The 22,015-nt window shown below is 59.6% G+C and carries 24 protein-coding genes; 10 read left to right on the top strand and 14 right to left on the bottom strand.

The window, feature by feature from the left end; genetic code table 11:
• Positions 1-17: 17 nt before the first annotated feature.
• From I6L49_RS12600 to I6L49_RS12610, 3 genes are read right to left on the bottom strand one after another with little or no spacing between them, the layout of a single operon-like run.
• Entirely contained in the window at positions 18-2,831 is a 2,814-nt protein-coding gene (locus I6L49_RS12600) for a pitrilysin family protein (RefSeq protein WP_216949666.1), read from the bottom strand.
• Between the two features lie 27 nt (positions 2,832-2,858).
• On the bottom strand, positions 2,859-3,296 hold the full coding sequence (locus tag I6L49_RS12605; RefSeq protein ID WP_005348990.1) for a YqaA family protein: 438 nt from the start codon (positions 3,294-3,296) through the stop codon (positions 2,859-2,861).
• A complete protein-coding gene (locus tag I6L49_RS12610) occupies positions 3,293-4,270 on the bottom strand; it encodes an NADP-dependent oxidoreductase (RefSeq protein WP_216949667.1) in 978 nt (325 codons plus the stop codon). Before I6L49_RS12610 ends, I6L49_RS12605 begins: the two co-directional genes overlap by 4 nt.
• Positions 4,271-4,326: 56 nt before the next feature.
• Here I6L49_RS12610 and I6L49_RS12615 point away from each other — a divergent pair, with 56 nt between their 5' ends.
• A complete protein-coding gene (locus tag I6L49_RS12615) occupies positions 4,327-4,494 on the top strand; it encodes a hypothetical protein (protein WP_005308905.1) in 168 nt (55 codons plus the stop codon).
• A 54-nt stretch (positions 4,495-4,548) separates the two neighbouring features.
• Here I6L49_RS12615 and I6L49_RS12620 read toward each other — a convergent pair whose 3' ends face one another.
• Positions 4,549-5,559 carry a Preprotein translocase subunit SecY gene (locus I6L49_RS12620; RefSeq protein WP_159158184.1) on the bottom strand — a complete coding sequence of 337 codons (1,011 nt, stop codon included), beginning with the start codon at positions 5,557-5,559 and terminating at the stop codon, positions 4,549-4,551.
• 255 nt (positions 5,560-5,814) lie between these two features.
• Between I6L49_RS12620 and I6L49_RS12625 the strand changes: the two genes are divergently transcribed.
• The gene (locus I6L49_RS12625; RefSeq protein WP_216949668.1) at positions 5,815-6,111 is read left to right on the top strand and encodes a hypothetical protein; all 297 of its coding nucleotides are present in this window, start codon (positions 5,815-5,817) and stop codon (positions 6,109-6,111) included.
• A gap of 19 nt (positions 6,112-6,130) precedes the next feature.
• Positions 6,131-6,481: a hypothetical protein gene (locus tag I6L49_RS12630; RefSeq protein ID WP_042053367.1), complete on the top strand. Its 351-nt coding sequence runs from the start codon at positions 6,131-6,133 to the stop codon at positions 6,479-6,481.
• A gap of 48 nt (positions 6,482-6,529) precedes the next feature.
• On the opposite strand, the gene I6L49_RS12635 is transcribed toward I6L49_RS12630, so the two are convergent.
• From I6L49_RS12635 to rpsF, 4 genes are all read right to left on the bottom strand, one after another.
• Positions 6,530-7,270: a ferredoxin--NADP reductase gene (locus I6L49_RS12635; protein WP_216949669.1), complete on the bottom strand. Its 741-nt coding sequence runs from the start codon at positions 7,268-7,270 to the stop codon at positions 6,530-6,532.
• A gap of 101 nt (positions 7,271-7,371) precedes the next feature.
• The gene (gene rplI / locus I6L49_RS12640; RefSeq protein WP_005340490.1) at positions 7,372-7,818 is read right to left on the bottom strand and encodes a 50S ribosomal protein L9; all 447 of its coding nucleotides are present in this window, start codon (positions 7,816-7,818) and stop codon (positions 7,372-7,374) included.
• A 52-nt stretch (positions 7,819-7,870) separates the two neighbouring features.
• Complete coding sequence (gene rpsR, locus I6L49_RS12645; protein ID WP_005308890.1) at positions 7,871-8,101, bottom strand: 30S ribosomal protein S18; 231 nt, start codon at positions 8,099-8,101, stop codon at positions 7,871-7,873.
• Positions 8,102-8,131: 30 nt separating this feature from the next.
• Positions 8,132-8,518, bottom strand: a complete 387-nt coding sequence (gene rpsF / locus I6L49_RS12650) for a 30S ribosomal protein S6 (RefSeq protein WP_005308887.1) — start codon at positions 8,516-8,518, stop codon at positions 8,132-8,134.
• 237 nt (positions 8,519-8,755) lie between these two features.
• Here rpsF and I6L49_RS12655 point away from each other — a divergent pair, with 237 nt between their 5' ends.
• The 3 genes from I6L49_RS12655 (at position 8,756) to I6L49_RS12665 (ending at position 11,555) form a co-directional block, all read left to right on the top strand.
• Positions 8,756-9,979 carry an Nramp family divalent metal transporter gene (locus tag I6L49_RS12655; protein WP_005358049.1) on the top strand — a complete coding sequence of 408 codons (1,224 nt, stop codon included), beginning with the start codon at positions 8,756-8,758 and terminating at the stop codon, positions 9,977-9,979.
• A gap of 111 nt (positions 9,980-10,090) precedes the next feature.
• Positions 10,091-10,948 carry a hypothetical protein gene (locus tag I6L49_RS12660; protein ID WP_216949670.1) on the top strand — a complete coding sequence of 286 codons (858 nt, stop codon included), beginning with the start codon at positions 10,091-10,093 and terminating at the stop codon, positions 10,946-10,948.
• 163 nt (positions 10,949-11,111) lie between these two features.
• Positions 11,112-11,555, top strand: coding sequence for a PACE efflux transporter (locus I6L49_RS12665; protein ID WP_064337327.1), 444 nt, complete (start codon positions 11,112-11,114; stop codon positions 11,553-11,555).
• A 144-nt stretch (positions 11,556-11,699) separates the two neighbouring features.
• Here the strand turns inward: I6L49_RS12665 and hupA are convergent, their stop codons facing one another.
• Positions 11,700-11,972 (bottom strand): nucleoid-associated protein HU-alpha, encoded by a 273-nt coding sequence (hupA, locus tag I6L49_RS12670; protein ID WP_005340484.1) that lies wholly within the window; start codon positions 11,970-11,972, stop codon positions 11,700-11,702.
• 337 nt (positions 11,973-12,309) lie between these two features.
• On the opposite strand from hupA, the gene I6L49_RS12675 reads away from it, so the two are divergent.
• Together I6L49_RS12675 and I6L49_RS12680 are read left to right on the top strand one after the other, a co-directional pair.
• The gene (locus tag I6L49_RS12675) at positions 12,310-12,792 is read left to right on the top strand and encodes an Rsd/AlgQ family anti-sigma factor (protein ID WP_005348975.1); all 483 of its coding nucleotides are present in this window, start codon (positions 12,310-12,312) and stop codon (positions 12,790-12,792) included.
• Positions 12,793-12,892: 100 nt separating this feature from the next.
• A complete protein-coding gene (locus tag I6L49_RS12680) occupies positions 12,893-13,273 on the top strand; it encodes a PilZ domain-containing protein (protein ID WP_216949671.1) in 381 nt (126 codons plus the stop codon).
• 81 nt (positions 13,274-13,354) lie between these two features.
• Here I6L49_RS12680 and radA read toward each other — a convergent pair whose 3' ends face one another.
• Positions 13,355-14,722 (bottom strand): DNA repair protein RadA, encoded by a 1,368-nt coding sequence (gene radA, locus I6L49_RS12685; protein ID WP_005340481.1) that lies wholly within the window; start codon positions 14,720-14,722, stop codon positions 13,355-13,357.
• A gap of 100 nt (positions 14,723-14,822) precedes the next feature.
• Between radA and I6L49_RS12690 the strand changes: the two genes are divergently transcribed.
• Positions 14,823-17,201, top strand: a complete 2,379-nt coding sequence (locus tag I6L49_RS12690; RefSeq protein ID WP_216949672.1) for a PilZ domain-containing protein — start codon at positions 14,823-14,825, stop codon at positions 17,199-17,201.
• 54 nt (positions 17,202-17,255) lie between these two features.
• Here I6L49_RS12690 and I6L49_RS12695 read toward each other — a convergent pair whose 3' ends face one another.
• Positions 17,256-18,161: an alpha/beta fold hydrolase gene (locus I6L49_RS12695; protein ID WP_159143014.1), complete on the bottom strand. Its 906-nt coding sequence runs from the start codon at positions 18,159-18,161 to the stop codon at positions 17,256-17,258.
• Positions 18,162-18,189: 28 nt separating this feature from the next.
• Positions 18,190-19,200 (bottom strand): phosphoserine phosphatase SerB, encoded by a 1,011-nt coding sequence (serB, locus tag I6L49_RS12700; RefSeq protein ID WP_159143013.1) that lies wholly within the window; start codon positions 19,198-19,200, stop codon positions 18,190-18,192.
• Positions 19,201-19,320: 120 nt separating this feature from the next.
• Between serB and I6L49_RS12705 the strand changes: the two genes are divergently transcribed.
• On the top strand, positions 19,321-19,941 hold the full coding sequence (locus I6L49_RS12705) for a YtjB family periplasmic protein (RefSeq protein WP_005348965.1): 621 nt from the start codon (positions 19,321-19,323) through the stop codon (positions 19,939-19,941).
• 67 nt (positions 19,942-20,008) lie between these two features.
• On the opposite strand, the gene deoD is transcribed toward I6L49_RS12705, so the two are convergent.
• Positions 20,009-20,725, bottom strand: a complete 717-nt coding sequence (gene deoD / locus I6L49_RS12710; RefSeq protein ID WP_005340471.1) for a purine-nucleoside phosphorylase — start codon at positions 20,723-20,725, stop codon at positions 20,009-20,011.
• 77 nt (positions 20,726-20,802) lie between these two features.
• Complete coding sequence (locus I6L49_RS12715; RefSeq protein ID WP_216949673.1) at positions 20,803-22,011, bottom strand: phosphopentomutase; 1,209 nt, start codon at positions 22,009-22,011, stop codon at positions 20,803-20,805.
• Positions 22,012-22,015: the final 4 nt, after the last annotated feature.

Genomic DNA, 22,015 nt, shown 5'->3' on the forward strand with positions numbered 1-22,015 from the left:
TTTTTATAAAGCGTCAGTTACGGCAACTGCAGCGGATAGATGGGAAGATGAAGCTCCTTCAGGGGTTTTTCAAGCTTTTGCTTGTCTCCCACCACCACGATCACCATGTCGGCCGGATTGAGCCAACGGGCCGCACTGGCTTTCAGCGCCTCGGGCGACACCGTTTTGATCAGGTTGTTCTGGGCCTGCACATAGTCCGGTTTCAGGTCATACATCACCATCTGCAGCAGGAAGCCCGCCTTCTGGCCCAAGGTCTCGTAAGAGAGGGCATCCTGCTGGGAGACAGCGCTGCGCATATAGGCCAGCTCGACCGGGGTCGGGCCGCTCTTGCGGTAGTTGTCCATCTCCTTGAGGAACTGGCGAATGGCATCCACAGTCGCATCGGCCCGCACATTGGCGCCGGTGGCGAAGGTGCCCACCTCGCGGTTGGCGGAGAAACCGGAGCTGGCGCCGTAGGTGTAGCCCTTGTCTTCGCGCAGGTTGAGGTTGATGCGACTGTTGAAGTTGCCACCCAGGTTGAAGTTCATCAGCCCGGCGGTGAAGTAATCCCCCGTGGTATCGAACGGCATGGCGCGACGACCGATGCGGATCACCGACTGGGGCGCCCCCGGTTTGTCGACCAGATAGATGCCCGGCTTGGCCTGCTCACCCTTGAGCTTGAGATCCCCCAGAGTCGGCGTGGCCCCCTTCCACTCGGTCAGGAAGCCAAGTTGCTCCTCGAGCTGCTTCTGATCCACATCACCGACCACCACCACTTTGGCGTTGGTGGGGTTGTAGTAGGCCTGATAGAAGTGCTTCACGTCCGCCAGGGTCAGCTTGGCCACATCGGCCGCAACCCCGTCGGTAGGTTGACCGAGGCGGTTCTGCTTGCCGTAGACCAGCTCGCGGAACGCCTGCCCGGCCAGCCACTCGGGCTGCTGCTGGGCCTGTTGCATCCCTTGCAGCAGCTGCGCCTTGACCCGCTCGAAGTCCGCCTCCCGCATGCCCGGGCGCTCCAGCACCTCGCGCACCAGCGCCAGGGTCTGGGGCAACTTGTCCGCCAGCGAGCTGACGGTGATGAGGTTGTTGTACTGGGCGCTGGAGACATCGATGGAAGATCCCAGCTTTTGCAGCTCGTCGCTCAGCTGAGCCTCGGTCAGGCGCACCGTGCCCTGCCCCATCATGGCGGCGGTCAGATTGGCCAGCCCAAGTTGCCCTTTATCTTCGGCACGAATGCCGCCCGGCAGGGCAATCATGATGGAGACGGCGGGGATCTCGTCACTTTTGGTGCCAATAATCTCGATGTTCTTGTCGAGCTTGCCGTGCCAGATGGCGGGCACCTTGACGCTCACCGCCTCGCTCGCCTTGGGCTGCACGCTGCGATCGAAATTGTCTTTTACCGGTCGTTCGGCCAGCGCCTCGTCATGCTTGCTGTAATCCGGCAGCTCGCGCTTGGCGGGGGTAAAGTTCGGGGTGGCGACCTGCCACTCTGTCTTGCCCTTGGGTACCACGCTTAGCACCACCGCTGGCTTGCCGGCGATGAACTTGTCGTAGGCGGCCTTCACCTGCTCCGGTGTCACCTTGCCGATGGCATCCAGCGTCTTGAACACATAGTTGGGATCCTGGGCAAACACCTGACCCATGGCGAGCTGGCTCACCTTGCCGGAGACGCTGTCCAGACCCCAGATGGCGGAGGCGCGGTACTTGGCGATCGCCTTCTCCAGATCTTCCGGTTTGAGGCCGCGCTGGGCGAACTCGCCGATCACCTTGTCCACCTCCCCCTTGAGGGTCTTGAGGCTGCCATCCTGCGACGGATTGGGATAGGCGTAGACGGTCAGGGTACAGGCCAGCTCTTCGCAATAGTGGGACGCCCCCACATCGATCGCCTTGCCGGTTTTCACCAGCGACTGGTAGAGCATGGAGCTGGCGGAACCGCCGAGTACGTCGGCAAACATGTCGAGTGCCGGCTCCTGCGGATCGCCAAGAGAGACGGTGGGGTAGCTGATATAGAGCAGCGGCAGGTGCACCTTGTCCTGCAGCGTCACGTAGCGGGTCTCGGGCAGGGTCACCGGCTTTGGCGTCGGCTCGGCCACGTCCGGGCCGCGCGGGATGGAGCCAAAGTACTTCTCGATCCACTCGAGGGCCTGTTTGCTGTCAAAGTCGCCGCCCAGAGTCAGGGTGGCGTTGTTGGGGCCATACCAGCGCAGGAAGAACTGCTTGAGGTCGTTCACATCGACCCGGTCGAGATCTTCCACGTAACCGATAGGCTGCCAGGAGTAAGGGTGAGTACGCGGATAGAGCGCCTCCCCCACCTTCTCGCTCACCAGCCCGTACGGCTGGTTGTCGACCCGCTGGGCCCGCTCGTTCTTGACGGTGGCGCGCTGGATCTCGAACTTCTTCTGGCTCACCGCATCGAGCAGGAAGCCCATCCGATCCGCCTCCAGCCAGAGCACTTTTTCCAGCTGGTTGGCTGGCACAGTCTCGTAGTAGTTGGTGCGGTCCTTGTTGGTGGTGCCGTTCATGTCGCCACCGGCCTCGTTGATGATCCGCATATGCTCCTGATCACCGACGTGTTTCGAGCCCTGGAACATCATGTGCTCGAAGAAGTGGGCGAAACCGGACTTGCCGACCGTCTCGCGGGATGAGCCGACGTGATAGGTCACATCGAGGTGCACCAGCGGATCGGAGCGGTCAGGGGCCAGGATCACGGTCAGGCCGTTGTCCAGCTTGTACATCTGGTAGGGGATGGCGAGCTTGCCCTCCTCCTTGCCCTGTTCGGCGATCAGGGTCGGTGCCGCCAGCACCGGCAGGGTGAAGCCCAGCAGAATCGTTAAAGGTATGACTTTGTTCACGGTAACCTCGTGAGTGACAAAAACAGGCTAGAAAATGTGACTGGCCAGCAGAAAAACCAGGGCATAACGGAACAATTTGCCGAGCCCGATCAGAATGAGAGAGCGCCAGAAGGAGAGGCGCAGCCAACCGGCCAACAGACAGAGACCATCACCGACCACCGGCGTCCAGGCAAGCAGCAGACACCAGTGACCATGTTGTTTGAGCCAGCCTAAGGCTTTTTGTTCCCCACGGCCTTGAAAATCTTCCGGTTTTTTCTTGAAGGTGGCGAGCCAGCCGAGCCACCAGGTAGTCATGGAACCGAGGGTATTGCCCAGCGTCGCCCACAGCAGCAGGCTCGCCATGCTCCACTCCCCCTTGGCCGCCATGGCCCCCAGCAGCACTTCGGAGCTACCGGGCAGCAGAGTGGCTGAGGTGAATGCGCTTAAAAAGAGCCACCCCAGCCCCATCTCCATCATCTCGCTCATCCGGGATAGCCATCGGCCGCAGGCATCCGCAGCAGCAGCTTGCCACGCACATGGCCCCCTTCGATGGCCTGATGGGCCAGCGCCCCCTCGGCCAAGGGGAATTCACCGGCTAGGGTGACCTTCACCTCCCCCTGACGCAGCAGCATCAACATCTGACCCAGCTGCTTCTGGTCGGGGTGAACCAGCATACCGACCACCTCGATACCCGCCGCGGCACCAGCATCCTTGATCAACTGGGCGGTGATGGTGGGCACCGTCACCAGGCGGCCACCCGACTTGACGCAGGCCAGCGCCGCCTTGCCGCTCTCGCCGCCCACCAGATCCAGCACCAGATCGACCTGACCGGCCTCTGCCACCACCTGTGCTGGCCAGTTCGCATCATGGTAATCCACCATCCAGCGCGCCCCCAGTTCGTGCAGGAAGCCATGGTTGTCGGGGCTGGCGGTAGCCACCACCTCGGCGCCATAGGCGCTGGCAAACTGCACCGCAAGATGGCCGACCCCACCGGCACCGGCGAGGATCAAGACCCGCTGACCGCTCTGGAGGCCGCCGTGCTCAAGCAGCCCCTGCCAGGCGGTGAGACCGGCCAGCGGCAGCGCCGCCCCCTGCTGCAGGCTCACCCCGTCGAGCTTGACCAGCTCGCTCTCGCTTGCCACCACAGACTCCCCGTAGCCACCGGCGGTAAGGGGAAAACCGACCATGCCGCACACCCGATCCCCCTCGACCAGCGAGGTCACGCTGGGGCCTACCTTCTCCACCACGCCGGAGACGTCATAACCCGGCGTCCAGGGCAGCTTGTCCTTGTTTTGGGCCGCCGCCCAACCAAGACCTGCGCGGGTTTTGGCATCGATGGGATTGACCCCCGCAAAGCAGATGCGCACCCGCACTTCGCCATCGGCTGGCACCTTATCGAGGGAAGGGTTGAGCTTGAGTACCGAGGGGTCACCGAATGCGGTAATCTGTAGTTGCGTCATTGCACAATCCATCCTGTTGATTGATCAAGGGTCAACAGAATAACAGCGAGGACACCATGGCTCGAATGTTTCTTATTCCTCTGTTGCTGGCACTGGGGTGGTGGGCGTTTCTGCTCTACTTCCGCATCCCGCTCAAACAGGGGGCCAAGGGGTTTTACTGGATCATCGGCATCGGTGGCGGACTGGCCGCCTTCCTCAGCCTGATGATGGTGCTGACTCACTGAGTGCCACAGCCACTCGATAACGAAAAAAGCCACCGCGTTCCGGTGGCCTTCTCACTATCCGGGTTGCTGCTCCAGCGCCGGATTGAGGTAGTAGTGTCGATTGCTTCCCTGCCCCAGCACCCCTTGCGACAGCAGATGGTGGAACACCCGATCCACCTCCTCCAGCGAGAGTGACAGCGCCTGTGCCACCGAACGCTTGCTGCACTTGAGCTCACCGCTCACCAGCGCACCGCGCACCTGCGCCAGCACCTCGGGGGCGGGCTCGGGCGGCAGCATGGGCTCGGGCTGGGCCGCCATCGCTAACGCCTCCTGCGCCTCTCTGCGAGCTTGATCCTGCTGCCAGCGCCACATCCGGCGAAAGCGGTTCTCCTCGCCGATCAGGCTGACGAAAAAGGCACCGAACACATCGAGCAACACCGAGAGGAAGCAGACCAGCAGGAACTGCACCTGACTGATGCTCATCCCCACCCCGTCTGCCAGACTGCTCATCAGCCCCAGCATGGAGGATTGTTCGTTGACCGGCTTGGCATCGCGCTGCTGACGCAGCTCATCCTGCTGCAAGCGCAGCTTGGTGTTGGCATGCTGCAACGAGGAGACGCCACTGGAGATGCGCTCCAGCTCGATGTATTTGCGGGCCGCCTCTTCGTTGAGCTGGATCTGCCGCTCGATGCTGGCGATCTGCTCGTCGAAACGGGCCAGTTCCCGTTCGTGGCGCGCCTGCTGGCTCAGTACCGTGTTGGTGGCGCTGTTGATGCCACCAATACTGCCGCCGATGGAGATGGCAGCCAGCACGCTGTAGAACAGCAGCGACCAGAAAGCACCACTCAAATCCCGCCGCGCCTTGCGCTCGCCGTACTCGTACCAGACATAAAACTTGCCCAGCTCGAAGATGATGGCCAAGCCGCCGAACAGCCACTTCATCAGCGGGTTGTCATCGATGGAAAGGAACAGCAGCAGTGAGAAGATAATGGAAGCCAGAATGGCCAACCCGGTGAAACTGTATACCGTCGTCAGAGCAAACCACCCCTTGGGGTAGCGCAATGTAGAGGAGTCCTGTGTGGTCATAATGAAGGGGTGTGCTGTGCAGGAAAAGTTGGCTGCCGATTATAGTCGCCAGACTCGCCCAGAGAAGGACAAATGACTGAATTCCTTCAGATTGGCAACCAGCTGCCCAGAGTGCGACCAAAACGGACAAATCGGCAGCAGAAAAGCGATACAATCCCTCCCTGACTTGATCATGTAGTGAGATGGGGAACAGTTCCGCCCGGGTTCAGCTCCGGTCTGTACACTCATCCACCGTTGCAATTATCCGAGGCCATCATGAACAGTAAGACCACTTTGCTACTCTCCCTTCTCCTGGTTACCGGCAGCGCCGCAGCGACCCAGCAATATCAAGAGAGCAGTGGCTCCGAATTCTCCGTCGATGAGCTTAAATTCAATCTGGACTGGGATGACAAGCAGTTCGGCTGGACCCAGAACGACTGCCTCACTCTGGATATCGGGGAGACCTCCTCCGTCGACTGCAAGGCGGTCAAATTCAATCTGGAAGATGAAGAGAATCGCAACCAGCCACCGAAAACCAACCAGGTCCCTGCCAACTCGCAGAGCGACCAGTAACAACAGGAGTACCCTTGCGATGACCCAAGCTAAACACAACCCCGTTATCCGGCGCGGCGCCCTGCTGCTTTCCCTGCTCATGGCGCACGGCATCGCGGTTGCGGCACCGCCAAGCAAAAATAGCGATGGCATCAAGATCTCCGGTGATGACATCAAGATCAATCTCGACTGGGATGACAAAGAGTACGACTGGTGGCAGGACAACTGTCTGGATCTTGGCATTGGCGACAGCCGGATCAAACTCAACTGCGACAAGATGGATGGCAAGTACCGGGATCACTACAACCGCAGCATCCACAGCGGCAATAACCCCGGGCAAGGTCACGACAAACAGAAGGATAAAAACAAGGGTAACGGCAAGAAGAACTGAACTCCCTCTCCTGATGCAACAGGGGCTTGGCGCCCCTGTGCTGATTGTTTACCAATAATTCTCCGCACTGATATTGCCCGGCGCACGCCTCAGATTCTTGGCCAACCCCAGCGCCAGCAAGGTCTGCTGGGTCTCTTTCACCATCTCCGGATTGCCGCAGATCAGCACCTGACTCAGCTCGGGTGAAAACTCCAACCCCACTCTAGCCTGCAGCTGACCATTGGCAATCGCCGCCGGGATCCGCCCTGCCATTGCATCGGGCCAAGGCTCGCGGCTGACAAAGGGGACATAGCAAAAACGCTCGCCATATTGCTCGGCAAAGCTGGCAATCAAACCCTGATAGCTCAGCTCTTCGCCTTTGCGCACTCCGTGTACCAGCACCAGATTCTCGAAACGGTTGAAGGCCTCGCCCTCGGCCAGCATGGAGAGGAAGGGGCCGATGGCCGTGCCGGTCGAGAGCAGCCAGAGATCGCGCCCGGCAGGCACCTCATCCAGCGTCAGAAAGCCGGTGGCCTGGGATTGCACCAGCAGGGTATCACCCGCTTGCAACGAGCCGAGGGACGGAGTCAGCTCACCGCTCGGGATCTCGACCAGATAGAACTCGTGATATGGCGCAGAGGGGGGATTGACGAAGGAGTAGGCGCGCTGAATGCGGCGATCGCCCTGCTCGAGGGCCAGCTTGGTGAATTGGCCTGCCTTGTAGGGAGCCAGCTCGGCCGCTACCCGCAGGGAGAACAGGGTGGGTGTCCATTCGATGCGTTCGATGACGCGACCTTCTACCCAAGCCATAAGGATCTCCTCCAGTGGAACAGACCTTCACTCTACCCCCGGGCCGGAAAATAAAAAACCCGCGCAAGAGCGCGGGTTTTTTCTGCAAAAGCGAATCGCTATTACAGGGCAACAACCTGGATCTGTACGGTTGCTTTAACGTCTGCGTGCAGCTGAACAGCAACTTCGTAGTCACCGGTGTTACGCAGAACGTTGCCCATGCGGACTTCGCTCTTGGCAACGGCTACGCCGGCAGCAGTGATGGCTTCAGCCACGTCACGGGTACCGATGGAACCGAACAGCTTGCCTTCGTCGCCAGACTTGGAAGCGATAACCACGGTAGCCAGTTCGGCCAGCTTGGCAGCACGCTCTTCAGCAGCAGCTTTGTTGGCAGCCAGTTTGGCTTCCAGCTCAGCGCGACGAGCACCGAAAGCTTCGATGTTGGCCTTGGTGGCCATAACAGCTTTGCCTTGCGGGATCAGGTAGTTACGGGCATAACCAGATTTCACAGAAACTTGGTCACCCAGACCGCCCAGTTTGGCGATTTTGTCGAGCAGGATAACTTGCATTACCTTTCCTCTATAAATTTCGTTGAGTTAGGCTTAAGTGCCGGGCCGATTCTTACTTGTTGTGCAGATCGGTGTACGGCAGCAGAGCCAGGTAACGAGCACGCTTGATGGCGCGTGCCAGCTGACGCTGATACTTGGCGCGGGTACCGGTGATACGGCTCGGTACGATCTTGCCAGATTCAGTGATGTAGTTTTTCAGAGTAACGATATCTTTGTAGTCGATCTCGGTAACGTTCTCGGCGGTGAAGCGGCAGAACTTACGACGACGGAAATAACGTGCCATGGCCTTTATCCTCTAGTCAGTGATCCAGAATTACTCTTCGGAAGCAGCTTCAGTAGCTTCTTCGCGGCGCTCGTCGTCACGACGGGTGAAGCGCTCTTCTTTGGCCTTGGCCATCGGAGAAACTTCAGTCACGGCGTGCTTGGTGCGCATGATCATGTTGCGGATAACGGCATCGTTGAAGCGGAAGTTGGTTTCCAGCTCATCGATAACGGCTTGCTCTGCTTCTACGTTCATCAGAACGTAGTGGGCTTTGTGCAGTTTGTCGATCGGGTAAGCCAGCTGACGACGGCCCCAATCTTCCAGGCGATGAATGGTACCACCGGAGGTGGTGATGGCGCCGGTGTAACGCTCGATCATGCCGGGAACTTGCTCGCTCTGGTCCGGATGAACCATGAAGACGATTTCGTAATGACGCATTTTAGCTCCTTACGGATTAATTCAGCCTCCGCCCAGGTGCAGCCAGACCTCGGAGGCAAGGAACATAAAGGTGTTTAGTCGCTGCTTTTCTAGGGCGGCGTATTGTACGAAATCACATCCCTCACTGCAACTGACCGCCTTAAATGTTTTTCCCGATGGAAATCATCAGAAACAACAATTGATAATAATTATCATTTAGATCTATTCTCTCTCCATATCCTTATGGAGGGTGATGCAATGCAACCCGCACTGACGACTACGATTCCAGCCCGCAAATTCAAACTGACCCTGCTCGGGCCAGCCTTTATCGCCGCCATCGGCTATATCGACCCGGGCAACTTCGCCACCAATATTCAGGCGGGCTCTACCTTTGGCTACCAGTTGCTCTGGGTAGTGGTATGGGCCAACCTGATGGCCATGCTGGTGCAAACCCTCTCGGCCAAACTCGGTATCGTCACCGGCAAGAATCTGGCGGAGCACATCCGCGACCGACTGCCAAAACCGGCGGTCTGGGCCTACTGGGTGCAGGCAGAGATCATCGCCATGGCCACCGATCTCGCCGAATTTATCGGCGCCGCAGTCGGCTTCAAGCTGCTGCTTGGCGTGACCTTGCTTGAAGGGGCCTGCATCACCGCCGTGGTGACCTGGGGGATCCTGATGTTGCAATCCCGTGGTCAAAAACCGCTGGAGTTTGTGGTCGGTGGCCTGTTGCTGTTTGTCGCGGCGGCCTACATCGTCGAGCTGATCTTCTCCCGCCCCCATCTGCCCAGCCTGCTGGAGGGCGCCCTCTTCCCCGGTCTGCCCAATAGCGATGCCGTCTATCTGGCCGCCGGTGTGCTCGGTGCCACCGTGATGCCCCACGTCATCTATCTGCACTCGGCACTGACCCAGCACACGCAGGATCAGGGCTCGGTCAGCCAGCGGCTGCACACCACCCGGGTCGATGTGGCGATTGCCATGACCATCGCCGGCTTCGTCAATCTGGCGATGATGGCGATGGCGGCCGCCGCGTTCCACAGCTCGGGCCACCAGCAGGTAGCGGAGCTGGAATCCGCCTACCAGACCCTCACTCCGCTGCTGGGTCAGGCTGCAGCCACCCTGTTTGGCCTCTCGCTGGTCGCCTCCGGCATCAGCTCTACCGTGGTGGGCACCCTGGCCGGGCAAGTGGTGATGCAGGGCTTTGTCCGCTTTACCATCCCGCTCTGGCTGCGTCGCGCCATCACCATGGCTCCCGCCTTCGTGGTGATCGCCATGGGTCTCAACACCACCGAAATTCTGGTGTTGAGTCAGGTGATCCTGAGCTTTGGCATCGCGCTGGCCCTGATCCCGCTGTTGATGCTGACCGGCGATCGGGCGCTGATGGGGCAACATCGCAACCATCCGGTCACACAAGCCATCGGCCGCCTTATCGTTGCACTGGTGATTGGCCTCAACGCCTATCTGCTGGTCGCCATGATCTAGCGAACCGTAAAACCGAGAAGAGGGGCTCATTAACACTGGTTAATGAGCCCTTTCGTACTTTGGCGTATGCTGCCGCTTTCTCTTCTCATTTATCGTTGCGGGAGCCTTGCCATGGAACATACCCGAGCCAGCTTCGTACTGGGCCATCATCAGGAGCAGGCCAGCGTGGTCTGCTGCCAGCGCGGTGACACCACGCTGCTGGTCACCGACCTCACCCCCTTTCATCCCCAGAGCCACCTCTGGCCCGATCAGCCGGGGGATGTGGGCCATGTTCGCTGGGAAGGGGGCGAAGCCGCCATTGGCCCTTGCCGAATGGGGGCCATCAGCCAGGATGGCGAGCTGTTCGTCGATACTGCCATTCCGGTCAAGCGGGGTGCAGAGGGGTGGCGTTTCGTGGTGGTCCACCCGCTGACCGGAGACCACGCGCTAGCCGTTGGCAGCCAGGTCGAATTGCAAGTAGATAGCGCCGCCCGCCATGCCCTGAGTCTGGGCCATAGCGGCTGCCATCTGGCCGCGCTGGCGCTCAATCGAGTACTCACCCCCTACTGGCGCAAGGAGGTAAGCGAGCGTGATGCACTGGGCCAGCCCGACTTCGACCGCCTGGCTATTCAAAGCTCGCGGGTCGAGCCTTGCGGATCACGGGAGCAGTACCGCATCGGCAAGAGCCTGCGCAAGAAGGGGGTCAACAGCGAGGCGCTGCTGGCAGATCTGGCGTTGATTGAAGAGAAGGTCAACCAGCAACTGGCCGACTGGATCGCAGCCGGAGGCGAGATCCGCCGTAGCCGCGCTGGCGAGGCGATCATCGATTCCCGTTACTGGCACTGCATGCTGGAAGGCCAGGAGGTGACCATTCCCTGTGGTGGCACTCATGTTGCCTCGCTCACCGAGTTGGGGGAGGTCAAGGTAGAGCTCACACAAGTGGAAGAGGGCTTTGCCATGCTGACCCGGGTCACGCCAACCGACGCCTGAGTCGCAGACTTGACCACTCAGGGCTAACGCCCAAATTGGCAATAGAGAAGTATCGCAAAGAGGGCGCATCATCATGCCCCTCAACGCCAGTCATGACGGGCCGATGCTTCTCTTTTAACCACTCCCTGATTAGAATGCGCCTCCCACAGGAGGCACATCACCCATGAGTAGTACCCAACTACGCACCACCCCGGATCGACTTCGTTATCTGGTTCTCTACGAAGGCATCGGGCTGGCACTGGTCGCACCGCTGATCAGCCAGCTGTTCGGTCAGGGCGTCGCCGAGGTCGGTTCGCTGGCCATCTTCTTCTCCATCGTCGCCACCGCCTGGACCTACGGCTGGAACCTGTTGTTCGACAAGGGGTTGCTCAAACTGTGCGGGCGTACCAACAAGCGACCACTGGACCGCTTCCTGCACGCGTTTGGCTATGAGGCGAGCTTTATGATGCTCTCCCTCCCCTGCGTCATGTTCTGGCTCGATTTGGGAGTGTGGGACGCCCTGATGCTGGATCTCGGCTTCGTCGCCTTCTACCTCGTCTACATCATGGTCTTTACCTGGGCCTATGAGCGGATCTGGCCGCTGCCATCCACTCCGCAAACGGCATAAGGCCTCAGCCGCAATGAGGCCGACAGAAGAAACCAAAAAGGCAGGAAAAGCCAGGGAGCACTAAAACCGGAAGGATGGGAAAGCCCCATAAAAACAATGCCAGTCAGCGAGCTGACTGGCATTGGACAAAACAGACTTTCGGACTTACTTGACGGCGTCTTTCAGAGCCTTGCCAGCCACGAATGAAGGCACGTTGGCAGCAGCAATCTGGATCTCTTTACCAGTTTGCGGGTTACGACCGGTGCGGCCTGCGCGGTGGGTGACCTTGAAGGTGCCAAAACCGACCAGTTGCACAGCATCGCCTTCTTTCAAGCTCTGGGTAATACCATTGATGATCTCTTCCAGAGCCACTTTGGCCTGAGCTTTGCTCAGATCTGCTTTGGCGGCAATCGCATCGACAAGTTGAGCTTTGTTCATAACATTTCCTTTATGATCGGGCATTTAGCGCTGGGTCACTCTATGCAAAAAAAAACTCACAGGCAAAGCCTTTATCGAGCCGAACGCGTCAAACGCTGGGGTTTTCATCAAGATCTGCGGAAATAGTCACATTCCACACGCGAAAAACCGTGAGCAGGCCTGAAACCTGCTAGCACGCAGACACGATCCGCTGACTATTTCTTCGCCACTTAACATTATCCCCCCATGGCTATTGACGCTTGCCCAGATTTTCCCTAGTTATAGGTTGTGTCACTGCTCAAACGGCTCGGAATACCGAACAATCGGCCAGCCTTTGCCCCACGGAGGGATAGGGATTATGTTGACGAAACTGGAACAGACCAAGCAGGCGCTGGCAGGCAAGCATAAGGCTATCGACGACTGGCTGGATGCAAGGCAAGCGTTGCTGGTCGGATACATGCAGCTGGCAGGCCTTACTCCGGCGCGGACCAAGCAACGCAGCCTGCCCAAAACAGAAGAGCTGCATCAGTTTTGCGACCGGCTGGTCGACTATGTCAGTGCAGGCCATTTCGAGATCTACCACCACGTCGTCACCGCCTTCGAGCAAGCCAGCGGCGAAACACTGGAGCTGGCCAAGCGCATCTATCCCCATATTCGTAACAGCACTGAATTCGCCCTCGAGTTCAACGACAAATACAGTGATGCCGACGAGGCCCAATTGCTGCTACTGGATGATGATCTCAATGAGTTGGGTCCGGTTCTGGAAGAGCGGTTCAAACAGGAAGATCGCCTGGTCAAGGCGCTTCATGTAGTGGAATCCTTGAGTACCCAGCAAGCCTGAATACCATTTTCGGAGCAAGTTCAAGATACTGGCAACCAAGGTGGATTACACTCAGAGCAATGACCCTAGCGTCCACACTTATTGCATACAGGAGATGAGCATGTCTGAGCGCCGCCGTTTTGCACGGATCCTCTACTTGACCATGGCAGAACTCACCCAGGGGGAACAGAAGTGGCAGACCCAGCTTGTCGACGTCTCCTTGCAGGGGGCCCTGCTGATCCGCCCCGACGGCTGGGAGAGCCGTGACAACAAGGAGTACCAGCTCAGCTTTATCCTGAGCGGTAGCGATATCGAGATCAAAATGCAGGTCGAGCTGACCCACGAAGCCAGCAAAAAGCTGGGTTTCTACTGCCACCATATCGATATCGACAGTGCCACCCATCTCAAGCGGATGATCGAGCTTAACGTCGGCGACGAAGAGCTGCTCCACCGCGAGCTGGAACAACTGCTGAGCGAGCATCTGGAACACAGCCAGCCCTGATGGCAGGTTCCAGCCCATAAAAAAGAGCGCCGAGGCGCTCTTTTTCCGTTGTGCCGTTGTATCGATTGCAATGCTGAGGGATTACAGCGCCTCGAGTGCCTCAGACAGCTTCTTGACCGGCACCACTTCCATCCCTTCGATGGGATGCTTGGGGGCATTGGCGTGCGGCACGATTGCACGACGAAAACCGTGTTTGGCCGCCTCCTGCAACCGCTCCTGGCCGGACGGCACCGGGCGAATTTCACCAGAAAGACCCACTTCGCCAAACACCACCAGATCCTTGGGCAGCGCCTGATCCCGGAAGCTGGAGACCATCGCCAGCAGCAGCGCCAGATCCGCACTGGTCTCCTCGACCTTGACCCCGCCGACCACGTTGATGAAGACATCCTGATCCGCCATCTGAAGGCCGCCATGACGGTGCAGCACCGCCAGCAACATGGCGAGCCGGTTGTGATCCATCCCCACCGCTACCCGGCGCGGGTTGGAGAGCTGGGAGTAATCCACCAGCGCCTGCAACTCCACCAGCAGCGGTCGGGTGCCCTCCCAGATCACCATGACGATGGAACCGGGCGCCTGCTCCTGCCCCCGGCTGAGGAAGATGGCGGAGGGGTTGCTCACCTCGCGCATCCCCTGTTCGGTCATGGCAAAGACCCCCAGCTCGTTGACCGCACCGAAGCGGTTCTTGTGGGAGCGCAGAGTCCGAAAACGGGAATCATGACCGCCATCGAGCAGCACAGAGCAGTCGATGCAGTGCTCCAGCACCTTGGGACCCGCCAGACTACCATCCTTGGTCACATGACCCACCATAAAGATGGCTACATGATTCTGTTTGGCGTAGCGGGTCAGCAGCGCCGCCGCTTCACGCACCTGAGAGACAGAACCGGGGGACGATTGCACATCCGCCACATGCATCACCTGAATGGAGTCAATCACCATGATCTGCGGCTGCTCCTGCTGGGCAATCAGGCAGATCTGCTCGACGCTGGTCTCGGAGAGCATCCGCAGCTTGTCGGTGGGCAGCCCAAGGCGGTTGGCCCGCATCGCCACCTGCTGCAGCGACTCCTCGCCGGTGACATAGAGGGTTTTCATCCGCTCTGCGAGACCACACATGGTCTGCAGCAGCAAGGTCGACTTGCCCGCCCCCGGGTTGCCGCCAATCAGAATGGCCGAGCCTGGCACCACACCGCCACCAAGCACCCGATCCAGCTCCTTGAAACCTGAGGTAAAACGGGGAATTTCGGTGGTGGCGATCTCTGCCAGTGTCTGTACCTGACTGCCGACCGCGCCGGCATAACCGGTGTAACGGGCACTCTTGCCAGCGGGGCTCACCGAACCGAGGCGCACCTCGGTGATGGTATTCCACTCCTTGCACTCGCTGCATTGACCTTGCCAGCGTGTGAAGTCGGCACCACATTCGGAACAAACATAAGCAGTTTTATTTTTGGCCATTGATAACTCGGGGACAGGATGAATTCCTGCTTGATATACTTGTTTGCGACCGACAGATCAAACCCAGAATCGGAAAAGTGACTTTCCGTGGCAGGAACAAATGGATTCAGAACACCAGCAACATCTGATTGAACAACTCGTCCCCTTGCTGCGGGAGAAAGATTTCGAGGAGATCTTCAACCGCATGACCCAGGAGGAAAACAGCAACAGCCGTTTTCTGATTAAGATGGAGCTCAAACGCAAGTGCTCCCCCTGCCGCAGGGTCATCGACATGCGCGATGAGCTGGAGGATGAGTGCCTGGTGCATGAGTTCGACGGCATCACTCACTTCATGCCCGCCGATGCAATTGCCCTGTTCCAGTCCCAGTGCTATCTCTACCGCGATATCTATACCCTCGGTGTCTACGAGGCGCTGCAACAGTGGCAAAAACAGCACCACAACGCCCGCGTGGATGGTCAGCTGTCGCCGCCGGCCAGCCCCTTCCGGCAATATGATGTCAACACCATTGCCTTTGCCAGTTACTACGGCCGCCGTCAGGAGCGGATGCACTTCAGCTCGCCGGTGCTGATCAAGTTTCAGGATGGTGAGAAGCTGTTCGCCAAGAGTTCCGATCTCTCGCTGGGTGGCATGCGGGTCTCGGTTCCCTATCTGCCGAATTATCACACCGGCGCCCAAGTGGAGGTCTTCTTTACCGGACTGGAGCGGGACACCCCCAATCCGGTGCTGCACCAGCCGGTCGGCTATCAGATCCTTGGCGAAGAGAGCAAAGAGGGGAAATACTGGCTGCGGCTGGTGCGCTCCGGCGAACAGCCAGCCTTTGATGCCTTCCTCAGCGACTTTATCGATGCCAACAAGATCCGCTATCGGGTCAGTGTCGACTATCTGCTCTCCGCCGCCATCATCAAGGGGTATGAGCAGTTCTATCTGCCACGGATGACCGGCATGCCGCTCTTCTTCGGCACCGGCGACAGCCCCAATCTCGAGATAGCCCTGCGTACGGAAAACAACCAGCACCTGCTGGAGTATTGGCGCGATGAGAAAAACCGCGATGCCCTCGCGGGACTTTTCAGCGCAGAACGGATGAAACGGCTCTGCCCGGCCCCCGGCACCACCACCGAGACCATCATCTACTGCTTTACCCACACGGTGCGCAGCCACATCTACTTCTTCTCCGCCACCGCCGAGGAGCTGCGTCAGAGTGGCCTCACCGCCCTCTTCTTCCAGGTAGGCTCCCGCCGCCCCAGCTGGCGAGTCTACAAGTTCACGCTGGAGGCATGCGATCTGGTCGAGGCGGATATGGGGCAACTGCAGGGGCAGGACAACCCGCAGTTACAAGACATCCTGCTGCTCGAGCGGCTCAAGCAGATCGGCTATTGCGGCCTGCTGCAGGAGATCGGCCTGGAGTCCCAGCGGGAAGAGTTCCATCAGGAGGGGGTCAGCAACAACGCCAACGAGCTGCAACGCTTTGGTCACGAACAGGGAGTTGCCCCCTTCGAGATCGAGACCCTGCACTATGTTCAGCTGCGCAAGGAGTCGCGCTACATCCACAAGACCGCGGTCGCCATCCATCACAACGGCAAATCCTGGATCGGCTGGACCCGCGACATCTCGACTCACGGCCTGCAAATCGAGCTGGAAGATGCCTTTATCGGCGAGAAGAACGATGTGGTGACCATCGCCCTGCCCCGCTTGCAGGAGCTTTCCAAGAGCATGGATCTGCAGCGCCTCTCCTACCGGCTGGTCAGCCTCAACATGACCCGCACCGTGCTGCACCTCTGCATCGAAGGGGATTCGGATCGCCATACCGGCCGCCAGTTCTTCAGCCTGCTGATCGAGAGCAACCAGAACAAGCTCAAGGCGGCGCAGGAGCAGCGTCGCTATCGTGGGCTGGCGCGGGCACTGCGCAACATCTATACCCACCACCTGTTCAACTCACCGGTCTACGTCAACAAGCTGAAAGGCGCCCCCAAACCGGCCTCCATCGGCAAATCCCTGCAACCGCGCAGTCTGCAGCGGTTGCTGCAAGCCTGTGCCGAGCTGCCGGAGCAGGAGAACCTCTATCCGCTGTTCCAGGGGGAGCTGCTCAAGGAGCTGCTGATGAACCCGCTGCGCGCCATCGAGCGGGAGGACAAACCGAGAGAGGACGAGGTCTATATCGCCAGCATCCAGACCAAGGCCGGCCTGCCCATCTTCAGCAGCCGACTGGCCAGCAGCTTTGCCAACGTCAAAGAGAAGCGTCAGTTCATCGAGCTAGCACAGCAACAGGGGGAGTTCTACTCGGTGCTGGTCGGCATCTCCCGTACCGGACGGCCCGACACCAACTTCATCGCCAACGAGTTGGACTACATCGCCAAGTTCGCCATCCACAAGGCGCGCAAGCTGGAAGAAGAGCTGTGGAGCGTGGTGGGGGTGGGCGAACTGACCGATACCACCCAGGCCACCCTGTTCCGCTTTGGCATCACGCCGCCGCTGAACTGAAGATCCCGGAACATACAGAAATGAAACAGGGCGCTCAATGCGCCCTGTTTTTTGTCATGCTGCCTGCGGGTTGAGCAGCCAGTCGAGGATCTGGGGGAAGTGATCCTCCTGCGCCTGCGGGGCGGTCAGCATATTGATGTGGTCATAATCGAGGCGGTTGCCGTTGTCCCGCCCCAATCGGGTGTGACGAGTTGCCGAACCCATCTCGTCGCTGAAACGGCGCACATCGGTCGGGTGACCCAGCACCTTGTCCGCTTTGGCCGAAATCATCCAGAGCGGTGGCCAGTTGACCCGTGCCGCCGCCTCGTCATAGGCAAAACCGTCGTGAGGATCCTGCCAGGGGCCGCACTTGACCCAGGGGATAGTCTCCTGCAGATAGCGCAGCGGCTCGTCGTCAGCACCGATCTTCAGAGTGCGAGCCGCCAGAAAACCACGGCGGCGAGCCAGCCAGGGGGCCAGCCGATTCCAGATCAGATCCACCTTCAACCAGCGCTCGGGATTGTGCACCGATACACCGCGCTTGGTGCCAAAAAACAGCAGGCTGGCCACCTGATCCGCCAGCTCGGGGAAGCGCACCAGGGTCGAGGCCATGATGACACCGCCCCAAGAGTGGGCCACCCAGTGCACCTTGAAGCCATGATGGCGCTCGGCGATCCAGCGGTGCAGGGCGGGCAGATCCTCGGTGATCAGCTCATGCTGACCGTGCTCCGCCTGCTCGGCGATAGCTGGAGTGCTGAGCCCCCGCCCCCGCAAATCAGCCACATAGACCTGATAGCCATGGCGGGCCAGAAAGCAGGCCAACCCCTTGCCCGATTCGGTGTAGAAGATCCGCCCATTCTCGATGGCGCCATGCACCATCAGGATCGGCTCGCCATGCACGGCGACCTGGGGTTTGATGTGGCGCACATGTAATTGATGGCCACCACAGGGGATAAACAGAGACTGCTGCAACAATTCCATTTTTATTGGTTTCCTCCTTGAAACACTGTCAGCGCTTGTCCCAGCGTTGCTCGCTGCAGGCCCGCGCCGCCAGCAGGCAGATCACCCCCTCCAGATCGTGATGATTGAGGGTGGCCGCCGCCTGCGCCCGCACCAGCGGCTTGGCGTGAATGGCGATGCCAAGACCCGCGACCCCCATCATTTTGAGATCGTTGGCACCATCGCCGATGGCCACGGTCTGGGCGGCAGCAATGCCGTACTCCTGAGCAAGCTGCTGCAACACCTCGGCCTTGACGCTGGCGTCGACGATGCGCCCGCTCACCTTGCCGGTCAGCTGACCCCCTTCCACCGCCAGTTCGTTGGCGAAGATGGCATCAAGCCCCAGCTCGCGCTGCAACTGGCCAGCAAAACGGGTAAAACCGCCGGAGGCGATGGCCACCTTCCAGCCAGCCTCTTTGAGGGTATCGACCATCAGTTGCAAGCCGGGCATCCACGGCATGTTGGCGGCCACCTCGTCGAGAATGGTGACCGGCGCCCCTGCCAGCAAGGCCACCCGATTACGCAGGCTGTCGGAAAACTCCAGCTTGCCCTGCATCGCCGCGGCCGTCACTGCCGCCACCTGATCGCCAACCCCGGCAAGGCGGGCAATCTCGTCTATACACTCGATGCGGATCGCGGTGGAGTCCATGTCCATCACCAGCAGGCCGGGCTCGTTCAGGGTCGGTAGCGCGGGCAGATGGCAGAGATCGATCTCCCACTCACCGCTCTTGAGCTCGGCCACCAACTCGGAAGAGAAGCGATCGCAGCCAAGCAGCAGCAACGGCACGCCTGCCACCTCGGTGGGAGGATAGAGGGTGGCCGCCAACTCCTGCGCAGCCAACAGTGGCGACAGACGCGCCAGATGGGAGGCACCCAGTCCCTTGCCAAACAGCACCAGCCAGCCGCCAGCCTGCGGAGTCTCTGTCGGTTGCAACGCATCTGCGCTGAGCTGCCAACAGGGTGAGCCAGACAACAACGCGGGCCAATCGGATAACAGAGGGGGGAGCCGGGAGAACAACATAAGGGATACGCCTTCCTTGGTGATCAGGGGGTTAACAATGCTGGCCCAGAGTAGCGTATTGCTTTTTGTACAGGCAAGCGCCAAGATCCCGCCACTCCTTGTTACCATGAGGTCTCACGCTTGCAGCGTCATCTTCCCATCAAACGTGTTCTCAGCCTGGGTGCCGGTATCCTGCTCGGATGCTGGGTGCTTGGTGTGCTCATTCATATGCAGGGTGAAAGCCAGGCCTCACTGCACAGCGAAGCGCGCAACCGGGCGCAGGCGCTGGTCGCCTATGCTGCCCGAGACATGAAACGCTGGATCAAGGAGGAGAAGAGCAGCGAGCTGGAGCGGCTGGCGCGGGATCTGGCAGCCGAGCCGGAGATCCTCGATGCCACCCTCTACGACGGACGCGGCATTCCCCTCGCCCAATCTGAGCAGGCGGTGCCGCTGGAGAGCCTGCTGCCCATCGGCAGCGATAACAAGTCGCTGCCGGAGCAGGGCAAGGGGCGGATCCAGTTCGTGCAGGAGATCCGAGATGGCGAGCAGACCATCGGCTTCCTGCGCATCACCCTGGAAGAACAGCAGATGCTGGCAGACAAGGACACCCGGCTCAAGGTGGTGCAGGAGAAACAGCGCCTGATGCTGCTGGTCGCCCTGCTGGCCGGGGTGCTCATCTCCTACGGCGTGCGCCGCAACTACATGCGGGTGCGCAAGCACAAGAAAAAGAGTACGCCCCCCGCGCCGCCACCGGAAAACTGATGGCGCAACCAGTGAGCAGATACAAAAACGGCGGCCAGAAGGCCGCCGTTTCTTATTCGCAAGGGAATTACTTGTCGCCCAGCAGGACGGAATCCAGTGCGATCTCGATCATGTCGTTGAAGGTCAGCTGACGCTCTTCAGAGGTGGTCTGCTCACCGGTACGGATATGGTCGGAGACGGTGCAGATAGTCAGCGCCTTGGCACCGTATTCTGCGGCCACGCCGTAGATACCGGCGGCTTCCATCTCGACACCCAGGATGCCGTATTTTTCCATGACGTCGAACATGGAGGGGTCCGGAGTGTAGAACAGGTCGGCGGAGAAGATGTTACCCACGCGCACGGCAACGCCCTTGTTTTTGGCGGCCTGTACCGCATTGGCAACCAGGTCGAAGTCGGCGATGGCAGCGAAGTCGTGATCCTTGAAGCGCAGACGGTTTACTTTGGAATCGGTGCAGGCACCCATACCGATCACCACGTCACGCAGTTTCACGTCTTCACGCACAGCGCCACAGGAGCCCACACGGATCAGGGTCTTCACACCGTAATCGGTGATCAGCTCTTTTGCGTAGATGGAGCAGGACGGGATACCCATGCCGTGACCCATGACGGAGATACGACGGCCCTTGTAGGTACCGGTAAAGCCGAACATGTTGCGCACGTCGCAGATCTGCTCGACGTTCTCCAGGAAAGTTTCAGCGATGTACTTGGCGCGCAGGGGGTCGCCCGGCATCAGCACGGTATCAGCAAAGGCGCCATCTTTCGCATTGATATGAGGTGTTGCCATTCTCTTGATTCCTTCACACTTGGGTTGAGTTTTATTGTTTTATAAATTGCCCGCCGCCGAAGTGGCGGGCGGGTAAATTACAGGAAGCTGGTACCGTACGCCAGTTTCGGCAGACCGTGGTAAGCCGCGATGCTCTGGCCGATATCGGCAAAGGTCTCGCGACGACCGACGGAGCCGGCCTTGACCGGCTTGCCGTAGAACAGTACCGGGATGTACTCGCGGGTGTGGTCGGTGCCACCCCAGGTCGGGTCGCAGCCGTGGTCGGCAGTCAGCACCACCACGTCGCCATCTTGCAGCAGCTCAAACAGCTCCGGCAGGCGGGAATCGAAATACTCCAGTGCACCGGCATAACCGGCAACATCACGGCGGTGGCCGTAGGAGGAGTCGAAGTCCACAAAGTTGGTGAAGACGATGGTGTTGTCACCGGCAGCTTTCACCTCTTCCAGCGTGCGATCCCACAGCTCGGTCAGACCGGTCCCTTTCACCTGCTTGGTGATGCCCTGCTGGGCATAGATGTCGGCGATCTTGCCGATGGAGACCACCTGACCACCCGCATCTTTCATGTAATCCAGCACGGTCGGCGCCGGCGGCAGCACTGAGTAGTCGTGACGGTTGCCGGTACGCTTGAAGTTGCCCTTGCCAGTACCCACGAACGGACGCGCAATCACGCGGCCGATATTGTAGGGCTCCAGCAACTCGCGCACGATGTGGCACAGCTCATAGAGCTTCTCGAGGCCATAGGTCTCTTCGTGGCAGGCAATCTGGAATACGGAGTCGGCAGAGGTGTAGAGGATCGGCTTGCCGGTCCGCATATGCTCTTCGCCCAGATCGTCCAGCACTTGGGTACCGGAGGCGTGGCAGTTGCCCAGATAGCCAGGCAGACCAGCCTTCTCGACGATGGCGTCCAGCAGCTCCTGCGGGAAGCTGTTGTGGTGATCCTTGAAGTAGCCCCACTCGAACAGCACGGGCACACCAGCGATCTCCCAGTGACCGGACGGGGTGTCCTTGCCGGAGGAGAGCTCCTGCGCAAAGCCGTAGGCACCGACCACCTCGATATCTTTCTTCAGCCCTTCCGGGAAGTAGCCGGAGGCCTGCTCGCAGGCGTGGCCCAGACCCAGCTTGTTGAGGTTCGGCAGATTGAGGGCGCCACGGCCTTCAATTTCACCTGCCGCACACGCCTTGGCGATATGGCCAAGGGTGTTGGCGCCCACATCTCCGAACTTGTCGGCGTCGGCAGCTGCGCCAATACCGAAAGAGTCCATCATCAGAATAAAGGTTCGTTTCATGGGT

The sequence above is a fragment of the Aeromonas sp. FDAARGOS 1419 genome (assembly GCF_019047045.1).
Classification (GTDB): Bacteria; Pseudomonadota; Gammaproteobacteria; order Enterobacterales; family Aeromonadaceae; genus Aeromonas; species Aeromonas veronii.

Bases quoted from the DNA above. Each gene is read 5' to 3' on its own strand.
- I6L49_RS12605 (WP_005348990.1), bottom strand. From the start codon at position 3,296: ATGAGCGAGATGATGGAGATGGGGCTGGGGTGGCTCTTTTTAAGCGCA.
- I6L49_RS12610 (WP_216949667.1), bottom strand. From the start codon at position 4,270: ATGACGCAACTACAGATTACCGCATTCGGTGACCCCTCGGTACTCAAG.
- I6L49_RS12615 (WP_005308905.1), top strand. From the start codon at position 4,327: ATGGCTCGAATGTTTCTTATTCCTCTGTTGCTGGCACTGGGGTGGTGG.
- I6L49_RS12620 (WP_159158184.1), bottom strand. From the start codon at position 5,559: ATGACCACACAGGACTCCTCTACATTGCGCTACCCCAAGGGGTGGTTT.
- I6L49_RS12625 (WP_216949668.1), top strand. From the start codon at position 5,815: ATGAACAGTAAGACCACTTTGCTACTCTCCCTTCTCCTGGTTACCGGC.
- I6L49_RS12630 (WP_042053367.1), top strand. From the start codon at position 6,131: ATGACCCAAGCTAAACACAACCCCGTTATCCGGCGCGGCGCCCTGCTG.
- I6L49_RS12635 (WP_216949669.1), bottom strand. From the start codon at position 7,270: ATGGCTTGGGTAGAAGGTCGCGTCATCGAACGCATCGAATGGACACCC.
- rplI (WP_005340490.1), bottom strand. From the start codon at position 7,818: ATGCAAGTTATCCTGCTCGACAAAATCGCCAAACTGGGCGGTCTGGGT.
- rpsR (WP_005308890.1), bottom strand. From the start codon at position 8,101: ATGGCACGTTATTTCCGTCGTCGTAAGTTCTGCCGCTTCACCGCCGAG.
- rpsF (WP_005308887.1), bottom strand. From the start codon at position 8,518: ATGCGTCATTACGAAATCGTCTTCATGGTTCATCCGGACCAGAGCGAG.
- I6L49_RS12655 (WP_005358049.1), top strand. From the start codon at position 8,756: ATGCAACCCGCACTGACGACTACGATTCCAGCCCGCAAATTCAAACTG.
- I6L49_RS12660 (WP_216949670.1), top strand. From the start codon at position 10,091: ATGGAACATACCCGAGCCAGCTTCGTACTGGGCCATCATCAGGAGCAG.
- I6L49_RS12665 (WP_064337327.1), top strand. From the start codon at position 11,112: ATGAGTAGTACCCAACTACGCACCACCCCGGATCGACTTCGTTATCTG.
- hupA (WP_005340484.1), bottom strand. From the start codon at position 11,972: ATGAACAAAGCTCAACTTGTCGATGCGATTGCCGCCAAAGCAGATCTG.
- I6L49_RS12675 (WP_005348975.1), top strand. From the start codon at position 12,310: ATGTTGACGAAACTGGAACAGACCAAGCAGGCGCTGGCAGGCAAGCAT.
- I6L49_RS12680 (WP_216949671.1), top strand. From the start codon at position 12,893: ATGTCTGAGCGCCGCCGTTTTGCACGGATCCTCTACTTGACCATGGCA.
- radA (WP_005340481.1), bottom strand. From the start codon at position 14,722: ATGGCCAAAAATAAAACTGCTTATGTTTGTTCCGAATGTGGTGCCGAC.
- I6L49_RS12690 (WP_216949672.1), top strand. From the start codon at position 14,823: ATGGATTCAGAACACCAGCAACATCTGATTGAACAACTCGTCCCCTTG.
- I6L49_RS12695 (WP_159143014.1), bottom strand. From the start codon at position 18,161: ATGGAATTGTTGCAGCAGTCTCTGTTTATCCCCTGTGGTGGCCATCAA.
- serB (WP_159143013.1), bottom strand. From the start codon at position 19,200: ATGTTGTTCTCCCGGCTCCCCCCTCTGTTATCCGATTGGCCCGCGTTG.
- deoD (WP_005340471.1), bottom strand. From the start codon at position 20,725: ATGGCAACACCTCATATCAATGCGAAAGATGGCGCCTTTGCTGATACC.
- I6L49_RS12715 (WP_216949673.1), bottom strand. From the start codon at position 22,011: ATGAAACGAACCTTTATTCTGATGATGGACTCTTTCGGTATTGGCGCA.